Genomic DNA, 12,536 nt, shown 5'->3' with positions numbered 1-12,536 from the left:
TGCTTGGCCGCCTGCGCCGCGATGCGGCCGAATTCGATCGGGGGCAGCGGATCGACGATGAAGTCGCCGATCGCGGCACCCTTTTGCAGCTTCTCGGCACCCTTCAGGTCGATCTGCTTGTAATAATCGTCGACCTGCTCGACCACCTCGACGACGCGCCATAGACGCAGGTCGCCCGAGTTCGGATCGAGCTTCGCGCGGATGTCGTTCTCGGCGCCGTAGCGGGCACGGGCGGCACGCTGGATCGCGTCCTCCATCGCCTCGATGACGATGCCCTTGTCGATCATCTTTTCCGAGGCGACCGCATTCGCGATCGCGATCAGTTCCGCCTTGTTGGCGGAAATGGCGGTAGCCATCAGTGCCGTCCTTCCGTGGTGGCGCCGTCCTGTTCGGGCGCGTCCTGATAATAAACCTCTTCCGCGCCCTCGACGGACAGCGGCACCGTCGCGGCAATCAGCCGGTCGGTCATGACGAGCTTGGCGTCTTCGATCGCGGTGAAGGGCAGTTCGTGGCGAACCTCTTCCCCATCGACGATGACGACAGTTTCGCCTTCGACCCCGGCAAGATCACCCTTGAACTGCTTGCGGCCGTTCAGCTTCTCGGCGAGCGTGATCCGCGCCTCATGCCCGGCCCAGTCGGCGAAGTCGTTCAGCCGGGTCAGCGGGCGGTCGATACCGGGCGATGAGACCTCCAGCCGATACGCATGGTCGATCGGGTCGCGGCCCTCGGCCTCCAGCGCGTCCATCACGTCCGAGATGCGGCGCGACAGGTCGGCGCAGTCGTCGATGTTCAGCTGGCGCGTATCGGGACGCTCGGCCATCACCTGAAGCGTGGGGTCCGACGTTCCGCCATACATCTTCACGCGCACGAGTTCGAAGCCGAGCGCCTTGGCCTCGGGTTCGATGAGTTGCGTCAGAAGGGCGATGTCCGCCATGAAAGCTCCAGATGTGCCGGATCGGTGCCGCGGAACCCGTCCCGCAGCCTCTTTCACCCGACGATGTAAGAGAATGTGTCATTCTATAGCTGGAATGGCGTCACGAAACAAGCTGTGATGTCGAAGCGTTGGCGGCCGATCGGGCCGGAACGGTCCATCCGGGAGAATCGATGATGAAGATGCCGTTGCTTGCCGCCCTGCCGGTGGCCCTTCTCGCCTGTTCGGGCAATGGCCCCGGCCCCGACGAGACGGGGAACACGCCCCCGGTGACGGTGACCCCCGGCACGCCCAGCCCCTCGCCCTCCGCTTCCGCCACCCCGCCCGCGACGGTGGTCGACGGACAGCCCTTCGGCCGAACCGTCATCGCCGATTTCGATGCGCCCTGGGCGATGACCTTCCTGCCCGACCGCCGGATGCTGGTGACCGAGAAGGACGGGCGGATGCTGCTGGTCGGCGCGGACGGCAAGACACGCCAGACGGTGGCGACCATCCCGGTCGATTCGGCGGGCCAGGGCGGGTTGATGGACGTGGTCCTCGCCCCCGATTTCGCGCAGAGCGGCCGCGTCTATTTCACCTATTCCGCCGCTGCCGATGGCGGCAAACGCGTCGTGCTGGCGCGCGGGCGCTTGCAGGCGGCGAACGGCACCGCGCAGCTGACCGGCATCGAGACCCTGTGGGCTGCGACCCCGGCGGTGACGGGCGACGGCCATTATTCGGGTCGCATCGCCTTCTCCCCCGATGGCCAATATCTGTTCCTGACCGCCGGCGAGCGGCAGAAGTTCACGCCCGCGCAAGCCCCCAAAGCGACCTTGGGCAAGGTGCTGCGCCTGACCCTGGACGGCAAGGCCGCGCCGGGCAATCCGCTGGCGGCGCAGGGGTTCGATCCGGCCGTCTGGTCCTATGGCCATCGCAACCTGCTCGGCCTCGCCTTCGACGCCAGCGGCAATCTGTGGGAACAGGAAATGGGCCCCAAGGGCGGCGACGAGGTCAATCTGATCCTGCCAGGCCGCAACTATGGCTGGCCCAACGCGTCCAACGGATCGCATTATGACGGGCGCGACATTCCCGATCACCGCGCAGGCGACGGCTATGAAGCGCCCAAGGTCTGGTGGAACCCGGTCATCTCGCCGGGTGGGCTGATGATCTATTCGGGCTCGCTCTTCCCGCAATGGCGCGGCGACGCCTTTATCGGCGGCCTGTCGAGCAAAGCGCTGATCCGCGTCGACCTGAACGGCACCAGTGCCGCGAAGGGCGACCAGTGGGACATGGGCGCGCGCATCCGCGAGGTCGAGCAGGGCCCCGACGGCGCCATCTATGTCCTGGAGGATGGCGGCGAGTCGCAGGGGCGTCTCATCAAACTGACCCCCGCCTGATCGAACCCCGATCCGTGCCGTTATCGTATGCGCGACGACGACGGCACAGCTTGACCTGATGCCCCCATCATGTCGAAGAAGCGGCGGGGAGAGACATAGATGACATCGCCGCACGCGACACCACCGGGCCGCCGCCGCGCCGAGGGCCATGCGCGGGACGCGCGCTTGTCGCGCGGACTGTCGGGCACCAATCTCGAGCGTGCGGGCGATTATAATCTGCGCACCGTGCTGCAGGTCATCCGCTTCCACCGCGAGTCGACGCGGGTGGCGATCGCCAACCAGACCGGGCTGACCGCGCCGACCATCGCCAACATCACCGGCCGGCTGATGGAGATGGGGCTGATCCGCAATGCCGGGCGATTGCATGGCGGGCGCGGCCAGCCGGCGCTGAAGATCGAGCTGTGCCCCGACGGCGCGTTCGGCATCGGCCTGACCATCGACCGCGACCACCTGTCGCTCGCCATTCTCGACCTGGCAGGACGGGTGCGGGCGCGCACCACCCGCGAGATCGCCTTTGCCGGCCCCGACCAGGTGCTGGCCTTCGTGCAGGAGGCGCTGCCCGCCGCGCTGGTCGAGGGCGAGGTGGCGCGCGAGCGCATATTGGGCGTCGGCGTCGCCATGCCCGACGATGTCGGCCGCTCGCTGCCCGACCAGCCCCAGGGCTATGACCAATGGGATGCGATCGACGTAAAGGCGCTGCTCGCCCCCGTCCTGCCCTGGCCGATCCACCGCGACAATGACGCTGCCGCCGCCGCGCTGGGCGAGGCCCAATATGACGAGGCGTTTGACTGCCCCAGCTTCTTCTATCTGTTGATCACCGCCGGGCTGGGTGGCGGATTGGTGATCGACCGCACCTATCATCGCGGCGCGCATGGCAGGTCGGGCGAGATCGGGCTGATGCCCGACCCCACCGCCGGGCGTGACGGCGCGGTGGTGCAGGATTGCGTCTCGCTCGCCGCGCTGCGCACCCGGCTGGCGGCGGTGGGGCAGAGTCTCGCCTCGCCCGAGGCGCTGGCGACGATGGACGATCCCGCGTCGCTCGCGGTCATCGACCGATGGGTCGCCGATTCGGTCGCCGCGCTGGTCCAGCCACTGGTCGCGGTCACCACGCTGTTCGATCCCGACGCGATCCTGATCGGGGGGCGCCTGCCCGCCTGCCTCAACGCGCGGCTGGCGGCAGCGGTCGCGCAGGCGCTGGCGGCGATCGACCTGCCCACCCGGCCCGACATCCGCCCGGCGCATATGGCGCAAGACGCCCCCGCGATCGGCGCGGCGATGCTGCCCTTCATGGACCGGCTGCTGCCGTCCGATTCGATCCTGATGCAGGCCGGGCGGGGTTAGGGGCGCCCCACTTCCCATCCCCCCGCTCCGTTCAGCCTGAGCGCAGTCGAAGGCCACGCTGAAACCTGTCCCAATGCCTTTGAGGCCGCCGGAACGCCTTGGCCTTCGACTTCGCTCAGGCTGAACGGAGGGTGGCAAAAAATGGGCCCGCCTTCCTGGGGAAGGCGGGCCTATCAGGCGTCTCACATTACTATGGCGATTATCCCGCCATATCCTCCAGCTCGCGGCCACGGGTTTCGTTGACCATGGCGCGGACGAAGAAGAACGACACCGCCGCGAAGAAGGCATAGCCGAAATAGGTCACGCTCAGACCCGGCGACACGGCGAGCGCAGGGAAGCTGACCGAGATGGCGGCATTGGCGATCCACTGGGCGAAGCCCGAGACGGCCAGGCCCGATCCGCGAATCTGGTTCGGGAACATCTCGCCCAGCATGACCCACATCACGGGACCCCAGCTGGCGTTGAAGAAGATGACGTACAGGTTCGCCGCAACCAGCGCGATCACGCCGTTATTACCGGGCAGCGACACCGCGCCGTCCGCGCCGGTGACGGCGGTCGAGAAGGCATAGGCGACGATCGCCAGCGTCACCGCCATGCCCGCCGAGCCGATCAGCAGCAGCGGCTTGCGGCCGATCTTGTCGACGGTCGCGATGGTGAACAGGCACGCCGCGATCGACAGCACGCCCGACAGGATGTTGGTCTGGAGCGCGTAATCCTCCGAGAAGCCGACCGCTTCCCACAGGGTCGCGCCATAATAGAAGACGACGTTGATGCCGACGAGCTGCTGGAACACCGCCAGGCCGATACCCGCCCACAGAATGGGGCGAATCTTGCCGGTCGTCTTGTCGATCAGGTCCGACAGCTTGGGCTTGTGCTGGTCGGCGGACAGCGAGCGGCGGATGTCGGCGACCTTGCGCGTCGCCTCGGCCTCGCCGAACAGCTTGGTCAGGACGGTGTGCGCCTCGGCATCACGGCCCTTGGCGACCAGGAAGCGCGGGCTCTCCGGGATGATCGACAGCGCGGCGAAATAGATCGCCGCCGGGATCGCCTGAAGCCAGAACATCCAGCGCCAGGCGGGATAGCCCAGCCAGAATTCGGCGGTCGAGCCACCGGCATAGCGGGCCAGCGCGAAGTTCGCGACGAACGCGCCGGTCAGGCCGGTGATGATCATCACCTGCTGCACGCTCGACAAGCGGCCGCGAATCGAGGCCGGGGTCACCTCGGAGATATAGACGGGCGAGATGACGCTGGCCGCGCCGACGCCCAGCCCCCCGATGATGCGGGCCAGGATGAAGATGGCCGAGCTGCTCGCCGCGCCCGCCAGGATCGCGCTGATGAGGAACAGGCCGGCGGCCAGCATCATCACGTTGCGGCGGCCGAGCGCGTCGGCCAGCCGGCCGGCACCGAACGCACCGATCGCCGAGCCAACCAGGATCGCGCCGACATTGACGCCCACGCCCAGGCGACCCAGGTCGAACGCGGACTCCAGCCCTTTCTGGGTGCCGTTGATGACGCCGGAGTCATAGCCGAACATGAAGCCGCCGATGGTCGCGACGACCACGATGGCGGCGATGAAACCATGATTGACGCGCGCGGCGTCCAATCCTCTCATATTATCGGTCACTCGGGCCCTCTCCTCGTCCGCGCGTGGCGTCTTCGCCTATCCGTGCGGGGTCGTCCTGTCACCGGGGCCTCATGCCGCCGGCCAATATGGTAACGCTATCTTAAAACATCGCCGCGTCAAGCGCGCATGCATGCGCAGGTGCCATGGCCAATCGTACCCTACGCCTCATATCCCGCGCGGACGGCGGCGCGGGGCGGCGTCCGACTGACGGCGGATCAGGCTGTAGTCGAGCATGCGATGGGGTGCGGCCTCGGCATTCTTCTGGCGGATGACGGTCGCCATCATCTCCACCGCCGCGCGCGCCATGTCGGCGATGGGCTGGTGAATGGTGGTCAGCTCGGGCCAGATCGTCGTCGACAGCGTGGTGTCGTCGAAGCCGCAGACGGTCAGGTCGCTGGGCACGTCCAGGCCCCGGCGGTGCGCCACCGCCACCGTGGCCGCCGCCATGTCGTCATTGGACGCGATGATCGCGGTCGGCGGCTCGGCCAGGTCGAGCAGCCGCTCGGCCGCATCCAGCCCCGAGCGGTAATTGTAGAGGCCCGGCGCGACCAGATCCTCGTCGAACGGTACGCCCATCGCGTCGAGCGCGGCGCGGAAGCCTTCGTACCGCCGCGCGCTGGCGGTCAGATTGGGGTTGCCGCGAATGAAGCCGATCCGGCGATGGCCCAGGGTCATGACGTGGCGGGTCATCGCCTCGGCCGCCGCGCGGTCGTCGATGCGCACCGCCATCGTCGCCTCGGGCAGTTCCTCGGGCGGGCGACCGGTCGCGACCACCACGGCCGGTACACGCGCCTCGCGCAGCAGGGCCAGCACCGCATCCGCCTCGCACAGCGGCGGCGGCAGGATCACCCCGTCGATCCCGCCCGCGATCAGGTGGCGTGCGACCTCCACCTCATGGTCGCCGATCTCGCACTTCTCGACCACCATCTGCACGTCCAGTCGCGACGCTTGGTCCAGCGTGCCGAGCAGGAATTCGCTGAGGAAGCTCTGGCTGGGGTTGCTGTAGAGCATGCCGATGCGGATCTGCGCCGCCCCCGCCAGGCTGCGCGCCGCCGGATTGGGCGAATAGTTGAGCTGCGCAATCGCCGCCTCGACCTTTTCGCGGGTGACGGGGCGGACATTGGCTTCGTTGTTGATGACGCGCGAGACGGTCATCAACGACACGCCGGCGGCGCGTGCGACGTCGCTGATCGTGGGAGCGCTGCTTCCGCGCCGCGTGGTCCTGATGTTCATAACGTTTACGCTTCCACGTTTCGGACCCGATGTGCAATGCTTTGCCACCCTTTTCCTGTTGGCCCTTTCCGGCGGCGGGTACGTCGGGCCCGACTTGATTCGGACGATCCATGCCGTTATGCACCGCATCAGCATCAAGAGTCGGGCCATTGCCCGGCACCAACCTGCCCCCCGGCAAGGTGGTGCCTTTCCAGATGGAGAGGGATGTGGCCGAACCGGCAACAACGGGACGAACCGCCACTTCCTCACCCGGCTCGCGCCAAACAGGCACGAAGGATTTGTGATGGACGCGGTCAATTCCGGGCATACTGCCCCCCAGCAATTCGCCAGCGACAATTACGCCGGCATCTGCCCCGAAGCCTGGGAGGCCATGGCCGAGGCGAATGGCGGGTATGTCCCCGCCTATGGCGAGGACCCCTTCACCGACCGCGCCGCCGACGCGTTCCGCACGCTGTTCCAGACCAAGTGCGAGGTGTTCTTCGCCTTCAACGGCACGGCGGCCAATTCGCTGGCGCTGGCGGCGCTCTGCCAGAGCTATCACAGCGTCATCTGCTCGGCCTCCGCGCATGTCGAGACCGACGAATGCGGCGCGCCCGAATTCTTCTCCAACGGATCGAAGCTGCTCGTCGCCCATACCGAGGACGGCAAGCTGACCCCGGACGCGGTGCGCGCGCTCGCCACCGGCCGCTCGGACATCCACTTCCCGAAACCCCGCGCGGTGACGATCACCCAGCCGACCGAGACCGGCCAGGTCTATACGCTGGCCGAAATCCACGCGCTGTCTGCGACCTGCCGCGAACTGGGCCTGCGCCTGCACATGGACGGCGCACGCTTCGCCAATGCCTGTGCCGCGCTTGGCTGCTCGCCCGCCGACATGACGTGGCGCGCGGGCGTCGACGTGTTGTGCTTCGGCGGCACCAAGAACGGCATGGCGGTCGGCGAGGCCATCCTGTTCTTCGATCCCGTACTGGCGGAGGATTTCGACTATCGCTGCAAGCAGGCGGGGCAGCTGGCGTCCAAGATGCGCTATCTGGCCGCGCCCTGGATCGGCATGCTCGACAGCGGCGCATGGCTGCGCAACGCAGCGCACGCCAATGCCTGTGCGCAGAGGCTGGCGGCGCGGGTCGCGGGGCTGCCCGGCATCGCGCCGATGTTTCCGGTAGAGGCCAATGCCGTGTTCCTGAGCGCGCCGCCGGCGGTGCTGGAGGGGCTGCGCGCCAGGGGCTGGCGCTTCTATACCTTTATCGGCGGTGGCGCGCGCTTCATGTTCGCTTGGGACGCCGATCCGGCACGAGTGGACGAATTGGGCGACGACATCGCGGCCGTGGCGGTGGAGGCGTTGCAGGCGGCGTAAAGTCCATTCCTCCCCGGGACGGGGAGGTGGCAGGGCGAAGCCCTGACGGAGGGGGGCTTCCACACAGGGCGTCCTTTGCGGAACGCCCCCTCCACCATCCTTCGGATGGTCCCCCTCCCCGTGCCGGGGAGGATTGGTGCTACCCCTTCGCCGTCAGGCGATCGAGCCAGGCCTGGGCCTGTTTGGGTTCGCCCACCGCCTCCGGCCCCACCGGGCCGCGCGATGCGAGAAATTCGGCATGGAGCGCGAAGGGCGGCAGGCCCAGTTGTTCTCGCGCCGCGTCGATCTCCTCGCCCATCTCGCTCAGTTGGGCGACGACCGGCGCCGCCGCCGCGCGGGCCACCTTGTCCTTGCGGTGATCGAACAGACCCCATTTGCCCGCCGCCGTGGTCCGTAGCGCGGCAATCAGCGCCTCGCGATACTCGCCTTCCATTTCTTCGCGGTGCGCGTCGAGCCGCGCCAGTCGATCACCCTTGGCCATGACGGGGCCTTACGATCCGGTGACGGGGCGGGCAATCGCTGGCGCCGCTTCGATCAGCGGGCCGGGTCGATCGCGATCTCCACCCGGCGGTTACGCGCGCGGCCGGCGCTGTCGTCGCTACCATCGGGTTTGGCATTGGGGGCGATGGGGCGGGTCTCACCGAGCGCGATCACCTCCATCCGGTCGCGCGCGATGCCTTTGCCCGCCAGATAGTCGCGCACCGCCTCGGCCCGCTGGCGCGACATGCGGCGATTGCCCGCGTCATCGCCGTCGCTATCCGAATGACCGCGCAGGGTCAGACGACCGCTGCGCACCGCCGGCTCGGCCGCCAGCCGGTCGAGCATCGTCCTGGCTTCCCCGTTCAGCGAAGCTCCGCCCTCGGGAAAGCCGATCACCATCGCGTCGGATTGCGTCTCGGTGGTGCTGGGTGCCTTGGCGCTCGGCGAAGGCTCGGGCACGGGCAGTTCGAGCGAGGTGCCGCTGGAGCCCGCCCGGCGCGCCACCGCGCCGCCATCGCCGCAGCCACCCAGCAGTCCGGCAAGCCCGGCCATCGTCCCCCAGGCCCCCAGTCGCAATCGCATGTCCCTACCCCATTGTCCGGCCCGATCCGGCCAGCCCGCCCCGGGCGCGGACCATAGGTAGCGCGAGGGCCCGGCGCAAACCGGCTTTGCACGCGCCGCCGGTCCGAAATGGGCCGGCGTGGGTCAGGCGGTTTCCGTCTCGGGCAGCACGACGCCGCGCTCTTCACTCAGGATGCGCCAGCCTGCCAGGAAGAGCGCCGCGACGACCGGGCCGACGACGATGCCGCTCAGGCCCAGCAGCTCGATCCCGCCGAGCGTGGTCAACAGCACGATCCAGTCGGGCAGGCCGGTGTCGCGCCCGACCAGGATGGGCCGCAGGATATTGTCGGCCAGGCCGATGACCAGCACGCCGGAGGCAATGACCACCGCCCCCTGCCAGATCGCACCGGTGGCGAGCAGATAGATGGCGACCGGCCCCCAGATGATCGCCGGTCCGATCGCGGGCAGCAGCGCCGCGATCGCCATCAGCACGCCCCAGAGCAGCGCGGCCGGCACGCCGACGATCCAGAAGGTGATCGCCCCCAGCGCGCCCTGCACCAGCCCGACGATCACCGACCCCTTGATGGTGGCACGCACCACCGCGACGAACGTCTCTGCCAACCGCGCGGCGACGCCCCGCTCCAGCGGCAGCGCGCGGACGAAGGCGGGGCCCAGACGCTCGCCGTCGCGGATCAGGAAGAAGGCGACATAGAGGCCGACGCCGAAGGCCAGCGCGAAGGCGAAGGCGTTGCGGCCGATCGACAGCGCCTGGGTCGCGATCTGGCTGACGCTGCTGCTCAAGGTGCGCGAGATGCGCTGTTGCAGCCCTTCGAGACTGCCCATGCCCGAACTGTCCATCGCCTGACGCAGGCGGGTGGGGAGCGCATCGCGGATCTGCTGGAAATATTGGGCGAAGTCGATCTGGCCGCTGCGCATCTTCATGTAGACGCCGCTGGCCTGGTCGACGACCATGCTGCCGATCAGCAGGGTCGGCACCACCACCGCGAAGGTGATGATGAGCATCGTCAATCCGGCCGCCAGATTGCGCCGCCCCCCGGTCCTGGTCAGCAACCAGCCGAACAGCGCCTGGAACAGGATCGCCGCCAGCGCGGCCCAGAGCAGCGCCATCAGGAAGCCCGAAATGACCGTGACCAGCCCGATGGTGATCAGCGCGAGGAACAGGATGAATCCCCCACGTTCGATCTTGTGACGATCGATGGTCATACAGCCGTCCCCTTTCGCATCGCGCCCCAACCGTCACGCTGTCGGAACGGTTCCGTGATTTGGTTTAGGGGATGACGGCGATGGCAGGAATGGGAAAGCCCCCGCCTCCGTTCAGCCTGAGCGAAGTCGAAGGCCAAGGGAATGCCGTTGCCCGCGCTCGTGGACAGGAAGCCGCGTGGCCTTCGACGTCGCTCAGGCTGAACGGAGGTTTTGGCTATTCCTCCCCCGGCGCGGGGGGGGGACCATGCACAGCATGGTGGAGGGGGCTCGCCACTGGGTACGTCCCATGCGGCGAGCCCCCTCCGTCATCGCTCCGCGATGCCACCTCCCCGTACCGGGGAGGATCGTCCCGTTACTCCGCCGCCACCGCCGCGACGCTATCGTCGAGCGGATGCGCCAGACGGGTCAGCATTTCCTTGGGGCAGACCTGCCAGAAATGCCCGGCCACCCGGTCCCAATCCTCCAGCAGGCCCTTCGACCATTTGCTGTCGGTGCGCGCGGCGTGTTCCTCGATCAGGCCCCGCAGCACACCTTCCCAATGCGTGGAGGCCAGGCGCTGCCACACGATATTCTCAGGGTTGGCACGGCGTGCGAACCGCTCTTCGGGGTCGTAGATGAAGGCCATGCCGCCGGTCATGCCCGCGCCGAAGTTCGCGCCGACCTCACCCAGTACGACCGCGGTGCCGCCGGTCATGTACTCGCAGCCATTCGCGCCGCAGCCCTCGACCACCACGGTCGCGCCCGAGTTGCGAACCGCGAACCGCTCGCCCGCCTGGCCCGCCGCGAACAGCTTTCCGCTCGTCGCGCCGTAGAGCACGGTGTTGCCGATGATCGTGTTCTTCTGGCTGGCCAGCGGCGAGCTGACCGCAGGCCGCACGATGATCGTGCCGCCCGACAGGCCCTTGCCGACATAGTCGTTGGCGTCGCCGAACACTTCGAGCGTCACGCCCTTGCACAGGAACGCGCCCAGCGACTGGCCCGCGCTCCCACGCAGCCGCACGGTGGCGTGGCCATCGGCCAGCTTGCTCATCCCGAACTTGCGGGTGATCTCGCTCGACAGGCGGGTGCCGACCGCGCGGTGCGTGTTGCGCACCGAATAGGTCAGCTGCATTTTCTCGCCGCGCGAGAAGACGGCCGAGGCATCTTTGATGATCTGCGCATCCAGGCTGTCGGGCACTTCGTTGCGGAAGGTCGACAGGCTGAACCGCCGCTCGGCATCGGTCGCATCGACCTTGGCCAGCACCGGATTGAGATCGAGATCGTCGAGATGCTCCGCGCCACGGCTGACCTGCCGCAGCAGCTCGGTCCGCCCGATCACCTCGTCCAGCGACCGCACGCCGAGGCGCGCCAGGATATCGCGGACTTCCTCGGCGATGAAGGTCATCAGGTTGATGACCTTTTCCGGCGTGCCGGTGAACTTGGCACGAAGCCGCTCGTCCTGCACGCAGACGCCGACCGGGCAGGTGTTCGAATGGCACTGGCGCACCATGATGCAGCCCATCGCCACGAGGCTCAGCGTGCCGATGCCGAACTCCTCCGCACCCAGGATCGCCGCGATCACGATGTCGCGGCCGGTCTTCAGGCCACCATCCGCACGCAGGCGGATACGCCCGCGCAGACCGTTGAGGGTCAGCGTCTGGTTGACCTCCGACAGGCCCATTTCCCAGGGCGTACCGGCATATTTGATCGACGTCTGGGGCGAGGCGCCCGTGCCGCCGACATGGCCCGACACCAGGATGACGTCGGCATGCGCCTTGGCCACGCCCGCCGCGACCGTGCCGATGCCCGCCGAGCTGACCAGTTTGACGCAGACGCGCGCACGCGGGTTGATCTGCTTGCAGTCATAGATGAGCTGCGCGAGATCCTCGATCGAATAGATGTCGTGGTGCGGCGGCGGGGAGATCAGCGTCACGCCCGGCACTGAATAACGCAATCTGGCGATGTACGGAGTGACTTTGTCGCCCGGTAGCTGGCCGCCTTCGCCCGGCTTGGCGCCTTGCGCGACCTTAATTTGGATCACGTCGGCGTTCACCAGGTAGGCCGGCGTCACGCCGAAGCGGCCGGAGGCCACCTGTTTGATGCGCGACACCTTGTTGGTACGGTAGCGCGCCGGATCTTCGCCGCCTTCGCCAGAGTTGGAGAAGCCGCCGAGACCGTTCATGGCGATCGCCAGCGACTCGTGCGCTTCCGGGCTCAGTGCGCCGATCGACATCGCCGCGGTGTCGAAGCGTTTGAACAGCGACTCCGCCGGTTCGACCTGATCGACCGGGATCGGTTCACCTTTCGGCGTGATGGCCAGCAGATCGCGCAGCATGGCGATCGGCCGCTCGTTCACCAGCTTGGCGTAGGCCTGGTAGTCGCTGTACTCGCCGCTGTGCACCGCTTTTTGCAGCGAGTTCACCACGTCCGGGT

General features: G+C 67.8%; 11 protein-coding genes and 1 riboswitch. Of the genes, 3 read left to right on the top strand and 8 right to left on the bottom strand.

Annotated features, from left to right (window positions below; translation table 11 throughout):
- Together ACQKJZ_RS14710 and rimP are read right to left on the bottom strand one after the other, a co-directional pair.
- On the bottom strand, window positions 1-356 hold a 356-nt coding region (locus ACQKJZ_RS14710; RefSeq protein ID WP_427731880.1), incomplete at its 3' end, for a NusA N-terminal domain-containing protein.
- On the bottom strand, window positions 356-934 hold the full coding sequence (gene rimP, locus ACQKJZ_RS14705) for a ribosome maturation protein RimP (RefSeq protein WP_427731878.1): 579 nt from the start codon (window positions 932-934) through the stop codon (window positions 356-358). The genes rimP and ACQKJZ_RS14710, both read right to left, overlap by 1 nt.
- Before the next feature lie 173 nt (window positions 935-1,107).
- Between rimP and ACQKJZ_RS14700 the strand changes: the two genes are divergently transcribed.
- Complete coding sequence (locus ACQKJZ_RS14700) at window positions 1,108-2,307, top strand: PQQ-dependent sugar dehydrogenase (RefSeq protein WP_427731882.1); 1,200 nt, start codon at window positions 1,108-1,110, stop codon at window positions 2,305-2,307.
- A 99-nt stretch (window positions 2,308-2,406) separates the two neighbouring features.
- A complete protein-coding gene (locus tag ACQKJZ_RS14695; protein WP_427731876.1) occupies window positions 2,407-3,648 on the top strand; it encodes an ROK family protein in 1,242 nt (413 codons plus the stop codon).
- A gap of 199 nt (window positions 3,649-3,847) precedes the next feature.
- On the opposite strand, the gene ACQKJZ_RS14690 is transcribed toward ACQKJZ_RS14695, so the two are convergent.
- Together ACQKJZ_RS14690 and ACQKJZ_RS14685 are read right to left on the bottom strand one after the other, a co-directional pair.
- Window positions 3,848-5,260, bottom strand: coding sequence for a sugar porter family MFS transporter (locus tag ACQKJZ_RS14690; protein ID WP_427731874.1), 1,413 nt, complete (start codon window positions 5,258-5,260; stop codon window positions 3,848-3,850).
- 177 nt (window positions 5,261-5,437) lie between these two features.
- Window positions 5,438-6,505 carry a LacI family DNA-binding transcriptional regulator gene (locus ACQKJZ_RS14685; RefSeq protein WP_427731872.1) on the bottom strand — a complete coding sequence of 356 codons (1,068 nt, stop codon included), beginning with the start codon at window positions 6,503-6,505 and terminating at the stop codon, window positions 5,438-5,440.
- Window positions 6,506-6,631: 126 nt separating this feature from the next.
- A riboswitch (SAM-I-IV-variant riboswitch) is annotated at window positions 6,632-6,741 on the top strand.
- A gap of 47 nt (window positions 6,742-6,788) precedes the next feature.
- On the opposite strand from ACQKJZ_RS14685, the gene ACQKJZ_RS14680 reads away from it, so the two are divergent.
- Entirely contained in the window at window positions 6,789-7,859 is a 1,071-nt protein-coding gene (locus ACQKJZ_RS14680; protein WP_427731870.1) for a threonine aldolase family protein, read from the top strand.
- Between the two features lie 139 nt (window positions 7,860-7,998).
- Here ACQKJZ_RS14680 and ACQKJZ_RS14675 read toward each other — a convergent pair whose 3' ends face one another.
- The 4 genes from ACQKJZ_RS14675 to ACQKJZ_RS14660 all read right to left on the bottom strand — a co-directional run.
- Entirely contained in the window at window positions 7,999-8,340 is a 342-nt protein-coding gene (locus ACQKJZ_RS14675) for a hypothetical protein (protein WP_427731868.1), read from the bottom strand.
- A 53-nt stretch (window positions 8,341-8,393) separates the two neighbouring features.
- Window positions 8,394-8,921, bottom strand: a complete 528-nt coding sequence (locus tag ACQKJZ_RS14670; RefSeq protein ID WP_427731866.1) for an OmpA family protein — start codon at window positions 8,919-8,921, stop codon at window positions 8,394-8,396.
- 123 nt (window positions 8,922-9,044) lie between these two features.
- Window positions 9,045-10,124 (bottom strand): AI-2E family transporter, encoded by a 1,080-nt coding sequence (locus ACQKJZ_RS14665; protein WP_312487628.1) that lies wholly within the window; start codon window positions 10,122-10,124, stop codon window positions 9,045-9,047.
- Window positions 10,125-10,476: 352 nt separating this feature from the next.
- Window positions 10,477-12,536 (bottom strand): glutamate synthase-related protein (locus tag ACQKJZ_RS14660; RefSeq protein WP_427731864.1); only part of this gene is annotated, 2,060 nt, incomplete at its 5' end.

Origin of the sequence: Sphingomonas sp. NPDC019816 (assembly GCF_050274375.1) — a bacterium.
GTDB lineage: Bacteria > Pseudomonadota > Alphaproteobacteria > Sphingomonadales > Sphingomonadaceae > Sphingomonas.
Note: the sequence above shows the minus strand (reverse complement) of the source record. Positions and strands in the feature narration are given on the sequence as shown.